We start from the raw sequence: 21,003 nt of genomic DNA on the forward strand, positions 1-21,003 counted from the left end.
CCTGGTGCTCTTTCAAAATGCCAATGATCTGTTCTTCGCTGAAACGGCTTCTTTTCATCGTCTGTCTCCTCAGTTGGAGAACAGGCTAACCAAAATTTCAGGACATTTCAGGGGAGCAGGTCAGTCCCCTCACACACCCCTAAGTCTCGGGGATTACTTAGGCAATCAACGGGTCTCTGAGACTAGGGCGGAGAGAAATATCAGTAAAAACTAAAATCAGCTCGACTTACGAACATCGATGGGGTCTATAACTTACTCGAAAATTCTACCATTTTTGTTTTGGTACAATTTATACGATTTCGACCCAGCTCACAGGCTTCAACCAGACAATTGTAGAAATTTCTGCTGGAAGTCTGCTTTATCCAATTGGTATGAGCTCTTTGGAGTGTAACCGTTTGGTTCCAAAAATCTTGGTCAGTAAGAAGTCTAATCGCCATTTCAGCCCAACCAGATACGTCGCGTTCGTCGAAAATCGTTTGCTGAGGTTGCCGGCCTGAAACATCCGAATGACTAAAAGTCAAAATGGGAATTCCACTTCGCCTCGCAACACTTGCCCCTCCAGATCCGCCAGTAAATCCCGGGAGATGCAAAAACAGTGAGGAGTTGCAAACCAACTCACTAAACTCAATAAACGGTAAAACGGGAAGAACTCGGATTTGACCTGCGCGAACACGCTTTTCTATTAGACGATTTGACCTTACCAGTTCGTCCGGGTCAGCCGCACCTACAAAGTACCACACTGTTCCCGGTACTCTATCTAGAATGCCAAACATCCGCTTCAAATTTGCATCGCTCATTTCAGCCATCTTTACATTGAGCCTTACGCCGCTGATGGCGGATACAATGGTTTGACTTTCGGATACCGACCTATCTAAGTGTTTATCCACTGAGCTATCGTTACCGAGTATGGTTGGATAAGGCTGAACTCGTACCACAGATTTACCGAAATCTCCCGTTATCTTATGTGGTCCTCTCGCGATTATCATATCGATTTCTTTATCAACCTGATTGTTGGATTGAATAAAGAAGAACACAGTTGGGAAAAAATCATACAGGCAATGCCTAATCAGCCGGCTCTCATTAGAGAATAAGCCTCGATGCCCGCCGCCATACAAAATGACATCGGGTTTAATTTCCAGTATTTTATTGCAAGTAGAAACGAGACCTTCCAGATCTCTGCTGATCATATAGTGAATGAAGAACCTCGTATTGTAGAGGTCTTCAAGAATATTTTGAGCTAGCTTTTCAATAGTAGTCCTTTTCTGTGGATGAAAGGACTCAGCGACTACAGGGGTTGTTACAACAAACCTCTCATTCGTAATAAAAACATGAACTTCAATATTTTTATCTACTGACAATAAGTTTCGACCCATTGCAAAAATAACTCTCGAATGTGTGTGTACATCAGAGACTTTTAGAACATCCAAACAAATCGCAATTCTTTTTGGATTAGAAGATCTTGTAGCCAACGTCGAAAAATCACCACCAACCTCTATCGAGGTATGAGCATAGTCTTTTACAAGGTTCAATAACTCTCTATCTTTCTTTAGTATCCTCTGATCAGGAATCATTTCCATGACACGCGCACACTGTTCGCGAAACTCTCGAAATCTTCTCTCCTGCAATAATTCTTTGGCAAACTTTACTCGCGCCACTCTAATTTGTTTTTTGGCAAACAATACTCGTCTCGAGTTTTTGTCGTTCTTTGAATGCAATGAAACAGGTGACCCACTTCTCGTAAGGTCGAAAGAAGCAATTAATTGCCATTGAAAAATCGCTTCACGCCAATCCCTCCGGCGCATTGCAAACATTGCTTTCCGACGGGTATCTAGCATACCCGTGTCTGTTTTGCTGTTTACATAAAAAATAGTTCCTAGCAGCCAGTCCTTGGTTTCCTCAGACAGGTTCCGCTTTATCCATCTTGGCACATAACGCCGGTATATTCTAAGAAGAGCTTGTTCCATCAGTAGAGTATTCTGTGCCTATAGAACGCCGCGAAGATCGTTTAAAGACCTTCAGCAAGCATGGGGCTTTGGGGCGATGATCTCACAGAAGACCTCTTTAAATACCGCTCAGCAGTTTCAAAAATGCAATCATAAAAGCCACTTGTAGCAGTGTCCCGTATCCATTGTGTGTGCGCAAACTGAGCATTAACAGTCTCTTCCCAACAAGCTAGATCACTTAGTAGATTGAAAGATAAATCAACAGCTTTCGATAATTCTTCATCCGAAAAAACGGTTTCAGGAGGTTGGCGTCCCGACACATCTGAGTGCTCAAAGGTAACAACAGGAACCCCGCTTCTTCGCGCGACAGACGCACCGCCTGAGCCTCCAGTTAATCCAGGCATATGGAAAAAAAGAGACGCATTGCTGACCAAGTCTGTAAACTCTTCAAACGGTAAGAGAGGATGTAAGACTATCTGTCCTTTATAAATACGTTGAGAAATTTCAGGATTGGTCTTTGCGATCAAATCTGGCTTAGAAGCGCCTATTATATGCCAGACAGCACCAGGCACTCTATCAAGGATAGAAAACATTTCTTTCATTTCGTCGCGATCCATTTTCTGGATGTGTACATCCATCCTAACTCCTGCAATCGCGGAGACGATTATCTTGTTGTCAAACTTTATGGGGTCTATCAGTACTTCATCAAGTTGGGCGGATTTATCTATTGTGGGATAAGGTTGGACTCGAACAATCGCGTTTCCAATGTTTCCTTCGATCGCGTGCGGTCCACGTGCTATGATCAAATCTGTTTTTTCGTCTACCTGATTGTTAGCCTGAATATAGAAGAACGCCGTTGGAAAGTAATCAAATAGACAATGTCGGATCACTCGGCTTTCGTTCGAAAATAAACCTCGGTGCCCTCCGCCGTAAAGAATAACTTCGGGATTGATTTCAAAGATACTTTTACATGTTGAAACAACACCTTCTAAACCAGAATTACGGAACACATGTTGGAAAAAACGCTTCCCAATAAATTCAGGCATAGCGTTAACTGCCCGATCCATCATTCTTTCTATATTGGCGGGGTTAAATGATGAATTCAATGCAGGTGTTGTGACTGCAAGGCGCTCGTTGGTAATGATAAGATGAATCTCTAGGTTCGGATCCAACTCCAATAAATTTCGACTGACCGCATAGACCACACGTGAGTGCGTATGAATTTCTGAAATTTTAAATACATCTAAACAAATAGCGATGCGTCGCGTTCCAGCACTAGAAGACCGAGATTCAAGAGCGCCGTCTTCGTTCAAAGCATCTTGTACATAAGTGCGTAACAAATTTAACAAGTTTGGGTCATTCTTCATGATCCGATGGTCAGGCAACATTTCCAGAACACGGTTTATAAGTTCATCGGACTCTCGGCGACGTCCATTGTCTCGGAGCTCTTGCGCTAAACCAATCCGTGCATTCCTTAGTTGATTTTTCGCATATTGAGATCGTCGTGCCATTTCTTTTGCATTTTTAGCAACGTGTGTGCGGCTCTTCGTGGTAATTGGGTTCGAAACAGCAGCCGCTAACTGCCAATAATCAACAGCCTCACGCCAGTCTTTTTTGCTAACTGCAAGCTCAGCTTGAGCACGCAGAATTCTCTGATGATCAGGCTGCAATCTCGCAAATCGTTCGATGAGCCAATCAGCTTCTACGTCTCGCCCTACTGCAAGCAACCGGCACGCGCCCGCTCCGCTCTGATCAACTATACGCTGCAGAGAGTTTTCGGAGATTTCGCTTTTAACCAAATCAAAGGCAGTCCACCATTCTTTCAATTCAGCAAGATCACCATCTGGGCTAAGTATAAGCCCATTGAGAAGCAGCTTTTCGTGCAATGATATACTTGAACCAGCATCTGGCCAGAACGATAGTAGTGGCTGAATTGATGCACATGCCTCATCAAGCTTTTCTTGTTCTAAGGCTTTGACTGCGACACTAACATATCCTCGGCGAAGGGCTTCACGGCCGTTATCAGAGCAGAAGGAGAATTGTGAATTCCAAAAATCAAACAAATATTCCTTACGCGTTTGCGATACAGATGCATTAAGTACTTTCTTTGTCTTACCATCCAAGGAGAGTTTCAAACTACATTTCTCTTGCCAAAGCGAATTTGGATTTAACTCACCGGCTTTTATCAAGAGCAACCGCAGTTTTATTTCGCAAATCGCGAGTTTGCGACCAGCCGTAAGCAACAACCTCCGGCTTTCCTTTTTAGAAGCTGCTTCTGTGTATAGCGCAATGAATCTCTGCCAAGCTTTCATCGCCAACATTGGATCGTTTACACGTTCGGACGCCTCAGCTAAGCGCTTGATTTTTGTTAAATTTCTACCGCACGCCTTAATGAGAAAATGCTGCGTCCTTCTTTCCCAGCTGCTACCGAAAACCCTTCTGTTCACTCGAAGAAAAAATCGGAAAGAGCTGAGTTTTAGCGCTCTTATCAAGTGCTTCGCGCTTTTTAACATCTATTGTTACTCACAGTGGTGCGTTTGGTATTGTCTGGAACAGGAATTGAGTGCCGCTTGGCACTCAAACATTTTTGACTAGACGGTCGCTATGGGTGTTAACGGTGATCCTACTGCACCAGTGAGCCGCAATGGGGGCGCAGTCAAAAAGAACCGTGAACGATTGTTGTCCCTTAGAAATTGCGCGAGGTCTGCAAGGAACCACAGCTCTCCCAAAGGCAACCCAAGCTTGAACAAACAGTGTTCATGTAATGGTAGTGTAGAGCCGCAGTAATCATCAGCAAAGGTTTTCCCTACGGCTTCAATAGCCAAATTGTCGGATACAATTGCAGCTATCCCGCTATCGGTAATCCATTTCAATAACTTTGGATCGTGGCCATCCATAACGGCACAAGCGTTCTTTAAACTGGCGTCAGGCTCTCCCTGTGCTTGCATTATCAGCTTATCTAAACCTGTCCAAAGGCAGAGAATATCACCGCTTTGAATTTCAATGTCATCACATTCCAATACGCGCATTAGGTCATCATAGTTAACCTCATGACGTGGGAAATCACCGAAATGGCTATGGAGATCCACCAAAACACCTCGACCTTGAACACCGTGACAGGCCATGTGTTCGATGCCAAGTTTCTTTGCTTGTGTGCTGTGGTTCTTTTTGTTCAGAATTACGTCGGTGTGCGCTCTAAAACCGTTATAATAGACAGGCTCTTGGTTTCCATCACCGTAGACATCAAACATCGAACCCCTGTGGGCAAGACTATCCCATTGGGTTGAGTATTGAGTGTACAACAACACAGCATCATCCGAAGCTATGTCAGGATGGCGAGCATCAAATTCTTGCCAAAGGTAGTTATAGTATGGAGCGTTATTACGAATCACAGGTTGAAACACTGGCGGGTGTCGCACCGCGCTCAGTACATTCCCGCCAGGATAATCCAGCGGGAGAGACAAACAAAAAGACTCGCCGGTTCTGATCTCCGCAGCCCCCTGGCGAATTTGTTCTTTTCCGATAAGATTTATACGACCTAGCTGATCGTTTTCTCCCCAGTCCCCCCAGGTTGATCCTTCTGGGCGTTGGGTCCAACGTTTCTTATTCATACCGGAAAACCTTTTGTCTCTGCCTTTTTTAAAACCAAATCGACCATCTTGCCGGCTGCGCCCGTATAGTTTTTTGGGTCAAGAAGTTCATCCAGATCAGAACTCGAGAGCTTATCTTTCACAATTTGCAACTTTCTGAGTTCCTGGCGCAAAGTAGAACCGTTGTTTATAGACTTTTGGGCAGCATCGGTAACCGCATCATGAGCTCCCATGTTTCCAAGATACGGAGCCAACCCCATCATTACACCTTGGGACATAATAAGTCCGCCGTTTGATTGCAGATTTTTCATCATAGCTTCAGTATCGACATCCAACCCTTCAAGAACTGGCGCAAGGTGCATCAAGGACCCTGACATGAGCAAAAAGGCTTCAGGAATCACTATCCACTCAATGGGCATTCCCGCGACTGCGCGCTCATGCTCTTGGATCATAGCGGACATTTGACTGCTAACCTTTTCTCGCATCATTGCTGCGATCGCAATCACAGGAGGACATGCTATGGGATTCCGCTTTTGAGGCATCGCAGAAGATGCGCCTCTTCCAGCTTGAAAAGGCTCTCGCAATTCACCGATTTCTGAACGCATACATGTAGCGATTTCTGTAGCAATTTTGCCAAGTGAAGCTGACACCATGCCCAGCCATGCGATACACTCAGTCCATCCGTCTCGAGAGTTGTGCCATGACACTTCGGGAACACCTAGGCCCATGATACGTCCCATAGCTTGACGAACGGCCAAAGCGTCTGGTCCCATAGTGGACAACGTACCAACAGCTCCACCGCACTGTACCAAAAGAGCGTTGGCACGCACACTTGGCAACCGCGCCTTGTGCCTCATCAGCTCATCTAGCCAAACCGCAACTTTATACCCAAACGTAATAGGCGCAGCGTGCTGCATAAAACTACGCCCCGCCATAGGAGTTTCCCGATGTTCTTTGGCAAGGTTTATCAGCGCAACAATACACCGATCCAAATCAGCTTCGATAAGCAACAAGCCCGCTCGCATTTGCAAAGACAAGCCTGTGTCCAATATGTCTTGGGTCGTTGACCCCCAGTGGAGGTACTTTTTGGTTTCCGAATCGCAAAGCTTTGAAAGCTGATGAACAAAAGGCATTATGGCAAAGCCGACTTTGTCAAATTCCTCCTTCATCGCTTCTAGATCTATATCTTCGATTTTGGCAAATGATCGCAACTTATCCGCAACCCCGCTGGGGATAAGTCCTATTTCTTCTTGTGCACAGGCCAAACCAACTTCAGCTTCTATCCAAGAGGCGAACCTTGCATCATCGGAAAACACATTGCGCATTTGCGGTGTGGAGTACTGGTCGCGATAGTATTCGCTGTCCAAGAGAGTTGCAGCCATTTTTAGCCCTCTTTGCTAGTTTGATCTATCGTAAAGATCTTTTCGCATGATCTTGCACCCGGTTTCATCATAAACTTCAAGCCGCCTGATCGCACACCTTAGGCGGGATTCAACTGTCTTCATGTCGCCTCCAGTTATCAAGAAAGCACCTACTCGAGAGCGTGTAGACATGTCTGAACCTATCAGCATGCCCTTTGTTTTGTAGTGTAGAAACTTCTCGATCACACCTTCAGCGATCAACTCTTGATATCCAGAAATAGACCCGAAACGGCCGGGCTTTGCGTATACCGTATTTGTCATTGAGTAGAGCGTTGGCTCATGAGCTTGGACAGTTACTGGAACCTGTAAAAAACTGTCTACCGATGCATCTAGTGCGTCAAAACCGGAAATAAGCTTTGTCGTTGCTGATCCTGTACCACCAGACAAGCGCGCCGCAAACTCGATAATGCTAATCCCATTCTCGGAGAGAAGCGCTTGAACAAGCATGGGGCAGTTATCTAACTCGAAAACTTTTGCAAGCTTAGTCAATACCTTCTCAGCCTGTTCCATATGATTTTCCGAAAGGTGATATGGGGCTATAGATCCAGTAGATTGCATAACTTGGTCGACGCCGCAGTCCGGCGGTACTGGGTACTTACGACGCACCAAAACGATTTTTGCGCTACCTTGTTCTATAAAGCAGTCAATCGAAAGCTCAGGACCGCTGATAAACTCCTCTACGATCGCACGACCAACTCGCGACAAATCAAGTGCCATCTCAAGATATATTTTGAGTTCAGCAGCGTTGTTCACTTTCCGCACGCCTGCCGACCCATTTGTATCAGCAGGCTTTACTACAAGCGGATAGTTCAAGCCATCTACTTCAAAATCACTTCCTTTATCAACATAGACGTGTCGTGCAGTAGGCAGGCCATGAGCAACCAACTTGTCCTTCATAAGAGTTTTGTCGGCAATAGTAGTTGCTGTTTCGTAGCTATACGGACGCGGAAGTCCTAGCTGCTGTGAGACACATATAGCAACCGTGTTAGCTTGGTCCACACAGGTAGCAATGACCAAACTTGCTTCTTTCTCACGAGCAATGTTGAGAACTACATCTTTATCAAGGGTGCTCGCAACAATATGTTCATCAGCATATTTTTTTGCTGGCGGATTCTCAAAATAATCTACTAGTACAGTATAGTACCCTCTTGCCTTCAAATTTTCCAAGAGCACTGCGTGTGGAGCTGTGCCACCAAGTACGATAGCAACCAAGTTATTGTTAATCATCGAATGCTCTCTAGGGGAGGAAGTCCAAGCTCTGCCGACACTGTATCCAATTTCTCAACTACCGCAGGAGTCAGTGGCACTGTTTCGTTGCGATCGTCCATATAGCGTCTAGATCTTTCACCTGGCAGTATTACCACGCCTGGACTACCAGAAGACTTCACTGCTTTTGATAGTCGACTAATTCGTTCTTGATAATCCTGCAAAGCCATAAATTTTGAAACGTCAATCGCCAACAAAAAGTGACCACAATCAGATCTATCAGTCTTGTGGTCTAAATTCTTGGCCCCACCGCCAAAAGCTGACCCAGTCAATAGTCCAGCTAGTATATCTACAGAAAGCGCTAATCCGTATCCCTTTGCTCCACCTATAGGAAGCATTGCGCCAGCTAACGCGGCCTCAGCACTTGTTGTCGGAACTCCATTTTCATCGACAGCCCAACCCTCCGGTATTTCCTCGCCATTCGCGGCGGCAAGTCGAATTTTTCCTCTCGCTGCATTGCTTATAGCCATATCGAAAACGATTGGGCTACCATCGTCACCACTTGGAAATCCGAAAGCTAGAGGGTTTGTTCCTAGAATTGGTGTCGTGCTACCTGGAGCAGAAATCGCTGGTGCGGCGTTGCTCATCACAATACCAATTTTATTCGCTTTCACGGCAGCGCTGGCAATAAATGCAGCTGTTCCAAAGTTATTTGAATGCCTGATCCCAACCAATCCAACTCCATATGTTTCAGACATGCTAATTGCGCGTTGCATGCCATGAACGGCAGCTACCTGTCCAAAACCATGATCAGCATCTAAAACTTCCAAAGCTAAAGCGGAAACAACAGGTTTCAGCGGAGTATCTCGACGCATTAACCCAGATTGAATTTTTCGCAAGTATATCGGAAGCCGCCCTAATCCGTGAGTACCTTTGCCAGTGGTATGAGCAAAAACAATGGATTCAGTGACAATTTCAGCATCTTCCAGCGGAACACCACATTTGGTGAGAGCCTCCATCGAGAATCTTTGTAGCTCCCGTATTGGGAAATCAGGCATTGTACTAGCTCTCAGAAACAGGTGCTACAGTTACTGCATCTGGATAGTATTGATCAATGACACGTTTCACCAAATGCACCTGTTTAGCACGCTGCTTAGCATCGGAAACAGTTGTATCCCAGCTGTGTGATTTGGCTACAGACCCACCCGTTTTCAAATAAATGGGAGCTGCAATACGTATCATCTCTGGAACTTCATAGTGTCGAATAAAACCACCAGTTGAAGCTGGGTTTTCAGTATGAATATCAATCGGAATATCGATTGCATGGCGCATAGCTGCGAGCATTTGTAGCTGAATATCGCGCACTGGGTTGATGGAGTCAGCACCTATTTGTTCAAGTAGCTTGGCGGCGCATGGGTTCCCGTGCCCAGCATGCGCAGACATCTTGAAACGACATTTAGCACTAATCTCGCCTGCTTTGCGCATCTGATCAAGCAACCATAAGTTACCCTCATCATAAACCAGAAATGAAAAACATCCTAAATCGCTAGCACGACGAACCTCTTCCACTGCTCGATTGATCTGATCTTGACCACGCAACCGATACCCCATGCGCGCGCCTTCAGTGGTCTGGACTGAAGCTGACGTATCATATGTTGCACGCGGTCCAATCGAAAGCACCAGATCCAAGCTACGCTCTCTCGCCATCGCCGCCATATCCTCGATCTCTCGATCGAGAAGCATCATAATACCCTTTGTTTGAGTTACACGATGAATATCAATACCATTCCTATAGGTCGCCTCAAGTAGAGCCTCCATTGCAGCAGGACCCTGGATCCCAGGCACCTCAAAACGATACTGTGCGCCATCACTGAAACGCTTTTCAGAACTGGGTAAATCATAAAGATCACGAGATGGCAGGCCTAACTTCGATAGAAACGTTTCGTTGTTTTTCATATCGGACTTTCCTGCACTACTTAAGTGAATACCTTATGGTACTTCGCCTGCATAGGAGTCGACCCTCAGGTTGTCAACTTGAGTTGTTGCTATAAAATCACAAAAGGCTAAATCAGCTTGTAGCTAGGGCCTGGACTCATTGAGTTTCGAAGCCAGTAGATTGCGTTCTCGCTAGAACGGTGGCTGACAAGAAGACCTTTGAGCATCTGTCGTATCGGGTCGCCACACAGCCTCAGTCCTCGTGCCTGCCGAACATGATCTCGATGCGACTTAGGCGTTTGTAGCGCCGCTTGTCTTATTTGACGGGCTTCTTTCGTTGTCTTCGACCCGGGATACATGCGCGTATGAGCTACCCCCCGAAAATCGGACACTGACGTAAGCTACGATTTGTTGTCTGCTGATCTTCTACGAAGAGGAGATCAGAGATGTCGAAACGGAAGAACCATTCGCCGGAGTTCAAGGCGAAGGTGGCGCTTGAAGCGCTGAAGGGTGAACAGACGGTCGCGGAGTTGGCGAGCCAGTTTGGCGTTCACCCGACGATGATCCACAGCTGGAAACGTGCGCTTCTGGAGGGCGCGTCCGGCGTGTTCCAGCGTGGCGGAAAGAAGCCCCCAGAGATCGACGAGGAGCAGGTCAAAGAATTGCACGCCAAGATCGGGGAGCTGGCAGTGGCCAACGATTTTTTGTCACGAAAGCTCAAGCCGTGGACCGGCAAGTGAGGCGGAAGATGGTTGAGACCGGTAATCCCGACCTGTCGATAGGCATGCAGTGCAAGCTGGTGTCGATCTCGCGGTCGTCATTTTACTATACGCCCAAGGGCGAGACGGCGCTGAATCTGATGTTGATGCGGCAGATCGACGAGCAGTTTCTGGAAACACCGTTCTTTGGCGTCCGGCAAATGACTTGGCACTGCGAAACGAAGGTCATCTGGTGAACGAGAAGCGCATCCGACGCTTGATGCGGCTGATGGGCTTGATGCCGATCTATCAGAAACCAAACACCAGTAAAGCGGCGAAAGGGCACAAGACCTATCCCTATCTGCTGCGTGGCCTACGGGTGGAGCGCCCCAATCAGGTCTGGTGCGCCGACATCACGTATCTGCCAATGCGCAGGGGCTTTCTGTATCTGGTCGCCATCATGGATTGGCGCACCCGCAAGGTGCTGGCCTGGCGGATATCAAACACGCTGGAAGCTGACTTCTGCGTCGAGGCGTTGAACGAGACCATCGCCAGGTTTGGCCCACCGAAAATAATGAATACGGATCAGGGCAGCCAGTTTACGTCCTTTGCCTGGACGGATCGGCTGCGCCGAACCGGCGTGCGGATCTCTATGGATGGCAAGGGGCGCTTCCTCGATAACATCTTCGTCGAGCGGCTCTGGCGGAGCCTGAAATACGAATGCGTCTACCTGCATGCCTGGGAGACCGGATCGGAAGCCAAAGCGGGTGTCGGCAAATGGATCGACTTCTACAACCGAAAGCGTCCTCATTCCGCCCTTGGCGGCAAACCACCAGCCGTGGTTTATTGGCTCAGAAAAGACGAAACCCAAACCGATCAGCAGGAGCAGCGAGTAGCTTAGTCTTCGCAGAAACCTGTCCAAACATTGGGGAGTAGCTCATGGATCGTCTCGTTCGTCATGCGATCCACCTTAAACAATAGTACAAATTTCGCGACCACCTTTATACTTGGTGTTCATGCCGCCTTTTGTATGTTCAATCAGACATCCATGCCCCCTTTCTCGCGGCCATTCTGGTCGCTGTTCAGTGTGCCTAGAGATACGTGCATCAAGGATCACGGAATTATCTTCGACATGCTCGGCGGCCAGCTCGGCCATCATCCGGAAAAAAGGTACTCTTCGCGCTCCAACGTTTCCATCGGCTCTATAGTATCCTTTGAGGACCGTATTTCATCGGCTCATCGCGCCAACGTAAGCCATTGCGATTGAGAAATAAAACCCCAAAAATACACGCTGTATCTCCGACACGCGGCTTCCCATGGGACTTCGGAAAGTAAGGCTCAAGACGCTCCATTTGCGCGTGAGACAAACAGAAAAAATCAGACATATCACCACTCAATTTTCGAACCATGAATCACGCAGCCTGCCGCAAAAAATGGGACCTGATCCTAGTCAATGACGGCGAAAGCCGTTGTGAAACACCTTGCGTCCGAAGGTGACGAAATCTTCCTTTGAACTAGCCTCCTCAACCGATAGGCTCAATGAATTTTACGTTCCATGTTGCGTACTGGAAACCGGTCGGGTAGACGAAAAGTGAAGTGGATCTCGCATCAAGTGTTGTCCTAATTTAGTGTCCCTGTGCGCCATTCCCCGTTGGAGATTTAGTTGCGCCGATTCGAAAGAAGGTCCAAGTCGTTCACTTTGTGTGCATTGCCTTGAGAGACGATCAGAACATGAAAAAAAAGATCTATGTGACAAAGCCATTTCTGCCACCTCTTGAAGAGTTCATCTCGCGCGTCGAAAAAATCTGGGAAAGCGGCCACCTTACAAATGGTGGACCTCAGCATCAAGCATTGGAAACAGCACTCGCCGAGTATTTAAATGTTCCACATGTTTCTTTGTTCAACAATGGAACTATTGCGCTAATTACTGCACTTCAGGCCCTTGAGATCTCAGGCGAAGTTATAACAACTCCATTTTCTTTTGTTGCAACTTCAAACGCACTTGTGTGGCACAAAAATACACCTGTTTTTGTGGACATTGAGCCTGAGACTCTAAACTTGGATCCAAGCTGCATCGAGGCTGCGATCACACCAAAAACCTCGGCGATTATGCCAGTTCACTGCTATGGAAATCCTTGCGATATGAAAGCAATCGAGACGATTGCTGAAAAACACAAAATCAAGGTGATTTATGACGCTGCACACGCTTTTGCCGTCGAAGACCTGCATGGTAGTGTTCTAACACGCGGCGATATTTCGGCACTGAGTTTTCACGCAACAAAGGTATTTAATACTTTTGAAGGGGGTGCATTAGTCTGCAAAACTCCAGAAATGAAAAGCCGTATAGACAGTTTGAAAAATTTTGGAATAGAAGATGAGCTGACCGTTAGCATCGCGGGCATCAATGGGAAAATGAGCGAGATCAACGCTGCGATGGGCCTTACGCAACTCGGCTACATCGATGGTGCAATTGAAGATCGGGGAAGGGTTGATGCAGCATATAGGACTGCGCTTAACGGTATTCGAGGAGTTAAGGTTCTTGGAAAACCAAACCAAACCGTATCAAACTTCGCATACTTTCCAATACTGATTGACGACAATTATCCTGTGTCACGCGATGAACTCTATCAAAGGCTTCGTGAACAAGACATTATGTCAAGACGCTATTTTTACCCGCTGATTCCTGAATTTCCTATGTTCAAGGACCTTCCTTCAGCCAGAGAAGAGAATCTTCCAGTTGCGACAAAGATGGCAAAGCGCATTCTGTGTTTACCTATTTATCCAGGCCTTGACGACGAAGATTTGAAGCGAATTGTTGATGTGATCAAGTCTCCAGCAGAAAAGGTCGTTAACCAAGCGACTACTGTAGCTGCGGAATAACCAGCGCCTAATCCAAAGTAGAGTGTACAAGCTCGATTGCAGACACAATCGACTTCTGCTTGCCTGTCTTTAACAAATTGAAAGAAAAAAATGCGGCATAATGACTTTGCACAATCTGGCTTGTTCCACATTGAACCCAAACCTTTCAACCGCCACAGTCCAATTGACCAACTGAGGTATTGTTTAGGTGGGACGCTCTATATGCCCTCTACAAGGACAGTAGTTGATCGCATACTAGATGGCTCCTTCCAACATATTTGCTCCTTAGTCATGGACTTCGAAGATGCGCTTCGAAAGGAAGATTTGTCTCGCGGAGAGAACAATGTAATCGGGCAACTTGATAAGTTGTCTAGTGAACTGAGCGCCGGAAACATTTCAGATGATAAGATTCCTCTTATCTTTTTAAGGGCGAGATCGTATGAACAATTCAAATCATTTAGCGGACGGCTAACTCCGGAGTTGACTAACGTATTGACGGGATTTGTATTTCCTAAGTTCTATTCGGACAATGCTCGCGACTATCTTGAACACCTGTCTGAACTAAATACACGATTTGATACAACTTTGTATGGGATGCCCATTCTTGAGGGCAAAACGATTGCATTTAAAGAAACAAGGGTAGAGGAACTGGCCGCTCTTCTAAAAATCTGCAGAAACTACAGACAACTAATACTGAATATTCGGGTAGGCGGCACCGACTTCTCTTCCTTTTTTGGTGTTAGACGAAGCATTTCGTCTTCGATCTACGATATCCTTCCAGTAAGCGACGCACTCACTGACATTCTGAACTTCTTTGGCCGATCGGAAGAAGGGTTTGTCGTTTCGGGCCCTGTCTGGGAATACTTTTTAGCATACAAAAAAGACGACTTGGAACAAGTTATGGCAGATCATCTGCATCAAGCGCTTAGAACAAGACATCCCATATTGAACGATGCTATCGACGGACTTCTTCGCGAGGTCATGTTAGACAAAGCAAACGGTTTTATTGGAAAAACTGTTATTCATCCGTCTCATTTGACTTACGTAAATGCAATGCAAGCAGTGACACGCGAAGAGTATGAAGACGCTCGCCAGATTCTGAATACAACTGGAGGTGTGATAAAGTCTGTGAAGTCTAACAAAATGAATGAAATCAATCCTCATAGAAACTGGGCAAAACGAATTCTACATTTGGCCGATGCCTACGGGGTGGTTGAAGATGAAAAGACTTACGCTCAGATTTTCAGGGCTGGGGTACATCAAACGTGAACCCGACCGAATTATTGCTATCAGGTCTTGAAGAACTATCCAGGAAACCAATTGACCAGAGCTTAGAGCTCTCTCTACGACTTCGCCTCTTGGACACGCTAGGGTGTGTTTTTGCTGGAGCCAAAATCTTAAGGGAGAGAGATGATCGAATTCAAAAGCTTCTGGAATCCTACGGCTCAGATGGGCCAGCATCAGTCATTGGTTTTTCACGAAAGAGCAATGTTCTAGCAGCTGCACTTGTGAACGGTATTTCTTCGCATATGGCGGAAATGGATGATGGCCATAGGAAGGGAATTGTTCACGCAGGTGCCGTGATCGTTCCAGCTCTAATTTCTGTCATACAAGATCCGCGGATGACAGATAGGGGTTTTTTGGTGGGCTTACTAGTTGGTTATGAAGCAGCGATACGTATCGCTTGTACTCTACAACCACACGCGAAAAATATGGGTTGGCATGGCACGGGCGTATTTGGCTGCGTTGGTGCAGCTCTAGGCGTTGCAAGCGCTCTTGGAGCCGACAAAGAGCAAATGCGAGCTGCGCTCTCCGCGGGTGCCACCTCTGCGTCAGGACTACTTCAAGTAATCAGAGGCACGTCTGATTTGAAACCCTTCAACAGTGGGCAAGCTTCACAAGCTGGTGTTTCAGCGGCATTGATTGCATTAGCAGGGTTTAGTGGTGCGGAGGATGTGCTCTCTGGTCATCAAGGTCTTGCAGAACTTTGGTCTGGAAAGTCTGATTATTCTTTTTCGATGCTAGCAGTTACCCCCCCTTACTGCGTAAACACTGTCTATGTTAAGCCTTACGCGTCCTGTCGATATGCTCATGCGCCCGTAGAGGCCATATTAGAGCTGGGTCAAAAACATGATATTTGTATTGAAGAAATTGAAACTATCGAGATTGACACCTTTAAATGGGCGATATTTAGGCATGATCACAGCGAAGTTACCGGAATAAGTGATGCTAAGATGAGCGTTCCTTTTTGCGTCTCGTCGACATTGGTCACTGGGCAAACTGGAATGGAAGCATTTACACTAAACAGGCTAAGCGATTCTAAGATTCAGAAACTCGCAAAAAAAGTCGTTATGCGCGAAGATCCTGAAATGAGCGCGAGAGTTCCAAATGAACGGCCTGCGAAAGTAACCATAAAAATGCGAACGGGTCGGAGTTTCAGTGCACGCGTTGATCTTCCGCGTGGAGAGCCTGAGACTTGCCTTTCTTGCGATGAGCAAGTCGAGAAATTTATCGAGTTGGCGGTTTATTCAGGTTTGTCTATCTCCGCTGCAAAAAGCTTCGCAACAGATTTGCTTGCGCCTTCTGCCCCAATAAAGTCACTGCTACTGCGGCTATGAGTCCTGGCTTTCCAATACCGATCTGGCGTGTTCTGGAAATCGCACGTCGAAGCGCTTACACCGTTTGGAGTTCTCGGGCCAACGCAGCTAGGTCAGAAAGTGTTCGTCTAAAGATAATAGCGAAAGATAGCCCAGTCGATATTGGGTTCGTGGTTGCTAGTCCATCTAAATGGAGCTTGCAGCATTTGTTTGATATTTTGCTCGAAGATGACGATTTTCGGCCCGTTTTCTACCTGACGCTCTCAGACACTGCTCTTCGCCTTGACCGAGACAAAAGGCAGTCAGAGTTTTTTGCTGCGCTGAAGTTTTTTTCAAAGATTGGCGAAGTTGCCGGCTGCCTATATGATCCGCAAAGAGATCGAATGTTACCTCCGTCGTCAATTACATCTGACTTGGTTTTCGTTCAGCAACCTTGGGGAATGCAGGACTTGCCGAGACGGCTGCAAGGCCGATGCTTAACTGCCTATATTCATTACGGATATCCGGTGATTCAAAACCAAAGAATGCAATTCGGACTAAAGCACTTTCACCCATTTCTTTGGACACATTTCATAGCTGACAAAGTTCAAGAAAAGGAGATAGTTACAAGCAAGTACGAACAAGCAGAAAATCTATTGGTCGCTGGATACCCAAAGCTAGATGCTTATTTTGGTCTAGGTTTGGCGCCAATTCAAAAATCGCCTCCACGACAACGCGAAATATCTCAGCGTAAACGAGTTATTTTTGCACCTCATCACACATTGTCACCCAACACGCTTAACCTGTCTACGCTTGACTGGTCAGCTTCCGCGATGCTCGACTTGGTCGAAACCAATCCAGATATTGATTTTATACTTAAACCTCACCCGAACTTGGAGTTTGAAGCGCATCGAATCGGAGGAGGTGTCTTAGAAAACTATCTTTTCTTCATCAACTGTTGGGAAAAGGCGCTTAACTCGACAACCATGTCCACTGGTGATTATTTTAGTTTGTTCCAAGATTCAGATGCTCTTATCACAGACTCGGGCTCTTTTCTCGCAGAGTACTTGCCAACACAGCGTCCACTAATAAGGCTCACAAAACCAAATTCAGCCAAGCTAAATTCAAATGGAAAACTACTAGCGAGAGCTTTCTATGAAGCCAGCGACACTGAAACGCTTAAGAGCGTTTTTGAAAGAGTCGTGTTAAAGGGGGATGATCACCTTAAGCCAAAAAGGTTAGCTGCTTGCAAAACGCTCATGCCAAAAGATGCTCCAAGTTCAACAGTAATTGTTAACTACTTGCGTAAAAGACTGCGCAAATCCACTCCAAATGACGTATCTAATTTCGGTGCATCGTCTGTTGCACGCTGAAGGAGCCTATACCTCAAACCGAAATAACTATAGTGGAGAAAATAGTAAATCGCGTGTAGCAGGTTAAGCCGCTCTTGTTGTCGAAAAATCCTCCAAATATCTTGTGCAGCTAATACCTTGTTAGTGGAGAGTGTTTTTTTACCAACACGATAGATTGCTAGATCTTCATCAAGACCAAAAGCGGAACCTGCTCTCCGAATGATACTTAACCACAATGCATAATCCTGCTGCCGCTTGAATGGCGGCATGGGAACTTTCCCGATTGTTGTCGTATCATATACGACGGTGAGGCAACCAATGACGTTCCTCTTGAGCAAGTCGTGATAGCTTATCCTGCTAGGCACTCTCACATTTTCAAGACGTCGATCCTGATCATCAATACGAGTATACGCAGAAAAACAGAGAGCTGCATCTTTTTCTTTCATATAATTGATTTGTTGCGAGAGCTTATTTGGGTGCCAAAAATCGTCGGCATCTAAAAATGCTATATAGCGACCTTTAGCATGGTTTAGCCCGAAGTTCCGGGCGTAGGAAGCTCCTTGGTTTTCCCACAACTTAAACACGTGAATTCGACTGTCAAATTCAGCCATGCCAGTCGCAATACGACAGGTTCCATCAGTAGAGCCATCGTCAACAATCAATAACTCCCAATTAGAGTAGCTTTGCGCGATAACCGATTTGATACTACCGGAAATACTGTTGCTCGCATTAAATGCTGGCATCAGGATTGAAACCATTTCCATTGACGAATTGTACATTGCATTTCCCTCAAACCTTAGAAAGAGAACAGTGGTCTAAGCGCTCTGGAACAAATTTTTCTAAAGGAGTGTCCTGGATTCAATCCATCTAACCTCGATATCTTCAGTAAGCTAACTTTCAAAACACTTGCCTTAGTAGCAACGATATCAATGGAGTGATTTTGGCTGAAATTCTATGAAAGTGTAAAAACACGCAATTTTGAAGACTATTCTAACTGACGACTGTAGCCAGAGAGTTGTTATTCTAATCTTCGGCTCTTGAATAGTCCGAGCTAGTTAAGGTCTAACTAACGCTGGTTTAAGCATTTCAAGCGACGCGCCAACTCTGGCACGCCGCTTGTTTTTTAGGCTCTAAACCACCTTAATAACGGTAGTGCTCTGGCTTGAACGGACCTTCGGTGCCGACACCGATGTAATCCGCCTGTTCCTTGCTAAGCTTGGAGAGCTTGGCGCCCACTTTCGCGAGGTGCAGCGCAGCCACTTTTTCGTCCAGATGCTTGGGCAAGATGTACACTTCGTTTTTGTACGCGTCGCCTTTGGTGAAGAGCTCGATCTGGGCCAGCACCTGGTTGGTGAAAGATGCAGACATCACAAACGATGGGTGGCCGGTGGCATTGCCGAGGTTCAGCAGGCGGCCTTCAGAGAGCAGGATCAGGCGGTTGCCGGAGGGCATCTCGATCATGTCCACCTGTTCTTTGATGTTGGTCCACTTGTGGTTCTTCAGGTTCGCCACCTGAATTTCATTGTCGAAGTGGCCGATGTTGCCAACAATCGCCATGTCCTTCATCTCGCGCATGTGCTCGATGCGGATCACGTCTTTGTTGCCGGTGGTGGTGATGAAGATGTCTGCGGTGGCCGCTTCGTCTTCCAGCGTGGTCACTTCAAAGCCGTCCATAGCCGCCTGCAGGGCGCAGATCGGATCGACTTCGGTGACCTTTACACGGGCGCCTGCACCGCGCAGCGATGCTGCGGAGCCTTTGCCCACATCACCATAGCCACAGACAACCGCCACTTTGCCGGCCATCATGGTGTCGGTGGCGCGGCGGATGCCGTCTACGAGGCTCTCTTTACAGCCGTATTTGTTGTCAAACTTCGACTTGGTGACGGAGTCGTTCACGTTGATCGCCGGGAAAGGCAGCTCGCCGCGCTTCACCAGATCATAAAGTCGGTGCACACCGGTGGTGGTCTCTTCAGACACGCCTTGGATCGCGTCACGGGTTTTGGTGAACCATCCGGGGCTTGCCGCCATACGCTTGGCGATCTGCTTGTGGATCACCTCTTCCTCTTCAGAGGTCGGCACGCCGAGATCTTCGCCCGCTTCTGCCTTTGCGCCCAGCAGCACGTAGAGCGTCGCGTCGCCGCCATCGTCGAGGATCATGTTGGGGCCATCTTCAAACAGGAATGACTTGTCGAGATAATCCCAGTGCTCCTCAAGGCTCTGGCCCTTGATCGCAAACACCGGAATGCCCGCTTTGGCAATCGCCGCTGCGGCGTGATCCTGAGTGGAGAAGATGTTGCAGCTTGCCCAGCGCACATCCGCACCCAGCGCCACCAGCGTTTCAATCAGAACAGCGGTCTGAATGGTCATGTGCAGCGAGCCCACGATACGGGCACCGGTCAACGGCTTTGCGTCGCCATACTCCTCTCGCAGCGCCATCAGGCCCGGCATTTCGGTTTCCGCGATGTCCAGCTCTTTACGGCCAAAATCGGCCAGCGAAATGTCTTTTACAGTGTATTCGGTCGCCATGGCGCCCAGCTCCTATGCAGGGTTTCCTTGGCGACCAGATAGCACCCCTATGGGTGTTTCACAACGCCGCTACCCGTTTACGCCGGGCGGCTCTGGCATTGGGCTTTGCTGAAACCAATCGGTCCCAGCGGCGACCACACAGGAAATCCCCTGCGCATTGGTCAAAATCACGGTGAATGTTCCGGTTTTTTCAGAGGACCAGACCTCCACAAGTGCCGACGGTTGTGCATTTGAGGCTGCGCCATGCAGCCCTCCGGCGGTGCGGACTTCGGAATACTTCGATGCCAACCGCGCAACCAATTCTTCGCGATCGGCACATCCCTGAGCAAAAGCGGGCGGGGCCGCCGCGGCCATACCAAACAACAAGGCTGATCCAACAAGTCTCTTAAACATAGCGCTCTCCTTTCACGCGCGGCCCATTGCATCAGCAACAGGCGCTGGGGTGGAGAGAGGGACACGCGGGAGGACGTCATAGTTACGTGTCCCCCTCGCTAGTCATGTTGGCGTCATACTGCGCATATACAAAACACGCCTGATCACGTTGTTTTGCGGCAGCGCGTGATCCCAACACATCTTCACGCTGCGGCTCAATTGTGGCGATTTTGTGGCAGAGCCTGTTTTTTAGGCAATTTTTCAGCACTTAGGTCAGGCAGCCCTGACTTTTCCACAAGCGCATAGGCATTTATAAACAAAGCCTATTTTAGGAATTGATTATGTTTACTCCGCACCCCAAAGGGCGCCTGCGTTTCGCGCGACTGGTGCCCACCGTTCTTATTCTGGCGTTGCTTATCGTGGTCACAAACATGTTGCTGACCACCAGTGGCCCGCCTGGCTGACATCTGCTTTGTTTGGCAGCTGAACAGCGCTTGCCCAGCGTCTGCCCGCTGGCGTAGGAGT

At 47.3% G+C, this 21,003-nt stretch carries 16 protein-coding genes and 3 pseudogenes; 7 read left to right on the top strand and 12 right to left on the bottom strand.

Annotation, left to right across the window (positions count from 1 at the left end):
- Positions 1-214: hypothetical protein (locus tag J7413_RS08915; protein ID WP_209097738.1), on the top strand; the 214-nt coding region annotated here is incomplete at its 5' end.
- Positions 215-245: 31 nt separating this feature from the next.
- Here the strand turns inward: J7413_RS08915 and J7413_RS08920 are convergent.
- The 8 genes and pseudogenes from J7413_RS08920 to J7413_RS08955 form a co-directional block, all read right to left on the bottom strand.
- Positions 246-1,964, bottom strand: a complete 1,719-nt coding sequence (locus J7413_RS08920) for a hypothetical protein (protein WP_209097739.1) — start codon at positions 1,962-1,964, stop codon at positions 246-248.
- Positions 1,965-2,005: 41 nt separating this feature from the next.
- Positions 2,006-4,264: a hypothetical protein gene (locus J7413_RS08925; protein WP_209097740.1), complete on the bottom strand. Its 2,259-nt coding sequence runs from the start codon at positions 4,262-4,264 to the stop codon at positions 2,006-2,008.
- A 270-nt stretch (positions 4,265-4,534) separates the two neighbouring features.
- Positions 4,535-5,554: a cyclase family protein gene (locus J7413_RS08930; protein ID WP_209097741.1), complete on the bottom strand. Its 1,020-nt coding sequence runs from the start codon at positions 5,552-5,554 to the stop codon at positions 4,535-4,537.
- Positions 5,551-6,915 carry an adenylosuccinate lyase family protein gene (locus tag J7413_RS08935; protein WP_209097742.1) on the bottom strand — a complete coding sequence of 455 codons (1,365 nt, stop codon included), beginning with the start codon at positions 6,913-6,915 and terminating at the stop codon, positions 5,551-5,553. The genes J7413_RS08930 and J7413_RS08935 overlap by 4 nt, the downstream gene beginning before the upstream one ends.
- Positions 6,916-6,930: 15 nt before the next feature.
- The gene (locus J7413_RS08940; protein ID WP_209097743.1) at positions 6,931-8,181 is read right to left on the bottom strand and encodes an ATP-grasp domain-containing protein; all 1,251 of its coding nucleotides are present in this window, start codon (positions 8,179-8,181) and stop codon (positions 6,931-6,933) included.
- Positions 8,178-9,218, bottom strand: coding sequence for an Ldh family oxidoreductase (locus J7413_RS08945; RefSeq protein WP_209097744.1), 1,041 nt, complete (start codon positions 9,216-9,218; stop codon positions 8,178-8,180). The genes J7413_RS08940 and J7413_RS08945 overlap by 4 nt, the downstream gene beginning before the upstream one ends.
- A gap of 4 nt (positions 9,219-9,222) precedes the next feature.
- Positions 9,223-10,116 (bottom strand): hypothetical protein, encoded by an 894-nt coding sequence (locus J7413_RS08950; protein ID WP_209097745.1) that lies wholly within the window; start codon positions 10,114-10,116, stop codon positions 9,223-9,225.
- A gap of 107 nt (positions 10,117-10,223) precedes the next feature.
- Positions 10,224-10,462, bottom strand: a pseudogene (locus J7413_RS08955) (hypothetical protein); the annotation flags it as partial.
- A 79-nt stretch (positions 10,463-10,541) separates the two neighbouring features.
- On the opposite strand from J7413_RS08955, the pseudogene J7413_RS08960 reads away from it, so the two are divergent.
- Positions 10,542-11,694, top strand: a pseudogene (locus J7413_RS08960) (IS3 family transposase).
- Between the two features lie 105 nt (positions 11,695-11,799).
- Here the strand turns inward: J7413_RS08960 and J7413_RS20520 are convergent.
- Positions 11,800-12,178 (bottom strand): annotated as a pseudogene (locus J7413_RS20520) (transposase); the annotation flags it as partial.
- Between the two features lie 346 nt (positions 12,179-12,524).
- On the opposite strand from J7413_RS20520, the gene J7413_RS08965 reads away from it, so the two are divergent.
- The 4 genes from J7413_RS08965 to J7413_RS08980 all read left to right on the top strand — a co-directional run bounded on the left by J7413_RS08965 (position 12,525) and on the right by J7413_RS08980 (position 17,601).
- Positions 12,525-13,673, top strand: coding sequence for a DegT/DnrJ/EryC1/StrS family aminotransferase (locus J7413_RS08965; RefSeq protein ID WP_209097746.1), 1,149 nt, complete (start codon positions 12,525-12,527; stop codon positions 13,671-13,673).
- 90 nt (positions 13,674-13,763) lie between these two features.
- The gene (locus J7413_RS08970) at positions 13,764-14,921 is read left to right on the top strand and encodes an HpcH/HpaI aldolase/citrate lyase family protein (protein ID WP_209097747.1); all 1,158 of its coding nucleotides are present in this window, start codon (positions 13,764-13,766) and stop codon (positions 14,919-14,921) included.
- On the top strand, positions 14,918-16,270 hold the full coding sequence (locus J7413_RS08975; RefSeq protein WP_209097748.1) for an MmgE/PrpD family protein: 1,353 nt from the start codon (positions 14,918-14,920) through the stop codon (positions 16,268-16,270). The genes J7413_RS08970 and J7413_RS08975 overlap by 4 nt, the downstream gene beginning before the upstream one ends.
- Positions 16,271-16,455: 185 nt before the next feature.
- The gene (locus J7413_RS08980; RefSeq protein WP_209097749.1) at positions 16,456-17,601 is read left to right on the top strand and encodes a CDP-glycerol glycerophosphotransferase family protein; all 1,146 of its coding nucleotides are present in this window, start codon (positions 16,456-16,458) and stop codon (positions 17,599-17,601) included.
- Here the strand turns inward: J7413_RS08980 and J7413_RS08985 are convergent.
- From J7413_RS08985 to J7413_RS08995, 3 genes are all read right to left on the bottom strand, one after another.
- Positions 17,526-18,359, bottom strand: coding sequence for a glycosyltransferase family 2 protein (locus J7413_RS08985; RefSeq protein ID WP_209097750.1), 834 nt, complete (start codon positions 18,357-18,359; stop codon positions 17,526-17,528). The two genes, J7413_RS08980 and J7413_RS08985, sit on opposite strands and share 76 nt — an antisense overlap.
- 361 nt (positions 18,360-18,720) lie before the next feature.
- Positions 18,721-20,106 carry an adenosylhomocysteinase gene (gene ahcY, locus J7413_RS08990; protein ID WP_209097751.1) on the bottom strand — a complete coding sequence of 462 codons (1,386 nt, stop codon included), beginning with the start codon at positions 20,104-20,106 and terminating at the stop codon, positions 18,721-18,723.
- Positions 20,107-20,175: 69 nt separating this feature from the next.
- A complete protein-coding gene (locus J7413_RS08995; protein WP_209097752.1) occupies positions 20,176-20,499 on the bottom strand; it encodes a hypothetical protein in 324 nt (107 codons plus the stop codon).
- Positions 20,500-20,819: 320 nt separating this feature from the next.
- Between J7413_RS08995 and J7413_RS20665 the strand changes: the two genes are divergently transcribed.
- Complete coding sequence (locus J7413_RS20665) at positions 20,820-20,942, top strand: hypothetical protein (protein WP_280636544.1); 123 nt, start codon at positions 20,820-20,822, stop codon at positions 20,940-20,942.
- Positions 20,943-21,003 lie beyond the last annotated feature (61 nt).

Origin of the sequence: Shimia sp. R10_1 (assembly GCF_017744095.1) — a bacterium.
Taxonomy (GTDB): Bacteria; Pseudomonadota; Alphaproteobacteria; order Rhodobacterales; family Rhodobacteraceae; genus Shimia.

What these genes read in the sequence shown, in the direction of transcription:
- J7413_RS08920 (WP_209097739.1), bottom strand. Translation starts at nt 1,964, where the DNA reads ATGGAACAAGCTCTTCTTAGAATATACCGGCGTTATGTGCCAAGATGG.
- J7413_RS08925 (WP_209097740.1), bottom strand. Translation starts at nt 4,264, where the DNA reads ATGTTGGCGATGAAAGCTTGGCAGAGATTCATTGCGCTATACACAGAA.
- J7413_RS08930 (WP_209097741.1), bottom strand. Translation starts at nt 5,554, where the DNA reads ATGAATAAGAAACGTTGGACCCAACGCCCAGAAGGATCAACCTGGGGG.
- J7413_RS08935 (WP_209097742.1), bottom strand. Translation starts at nt 6,915, where the DNA reads ATGGCTGCAACTCTCTTGGACAGCGAATACTATCGCGACCAGTACTCC.
- J7413_RS08940 (WP_209097743.1), bottom strand. Translation starts at nt 8,181, where the DNA reads ATGATTAACAATAACTTGGTTGCTATCGTACTTGGTGGCACAGCTCCA.
- J7413_RS08945 (WP_209097744.1), bottom strand. Translation starts at nt 9,218, where the DNA reads ATGCCTGATTTCCCAATACGGGAGCTACAAAGATTCTCGATGGAGGCT.
- J7413_RS08950 (WP_209097745.1), bottom strand. Translation starts at nt 10,116, where the DNA reads ATGAAAAACAACGAAACGTTTCTATCGAAGTTAGGCCTGCCATCTCGT.
- J7413_RS08965 (WP_209097746.1), top strand. Translation starts at nt 12,525, where the DNA reads ATGAAAAAAAAGATCTATGTGACAAAGCCATTTCTGCCACCTCTTGAA.
- J7413_RS08970 (WP_209097747.1), top strand. Translation starts at nt 13,764, where the DNA reads ATGCGGCATAATGACTTTGCACAATCTGGCTTGTTCCACATTGAACCC.
- J7413_RS08985 (WP_209097750.1), bottom strand. Translation starts at nt 18,359, where the DNA reads ATGTACAATTCGTCAATGGAAATGGTTTCAATCCTGATGCCAGCATTT.
- ahcY (WP_209097751.1), bottom strand. Translation starts at nt 20,106, where the DNA reads ATGGCGACCGAATACACTGTAAAAGACATTTCGCTGGCCGATTTTGGC.
- J7413_RS08995 (WP_209097752.1), bottom strand. Translation starts at nt 20,499, where the DNA reads ATGTTTAAGAGACTTGTTGGATCAGCCTTGTTGTTTGGTATGGCCGCG.
- J7413_RS20665 (WP_280636544.1), top strand. Translation starts at nt 20,820, where the DNA reads ATGTTTACTCCGCACCCCAAAGGGCGCCTGCGTTTCGCGCGACTGGTG.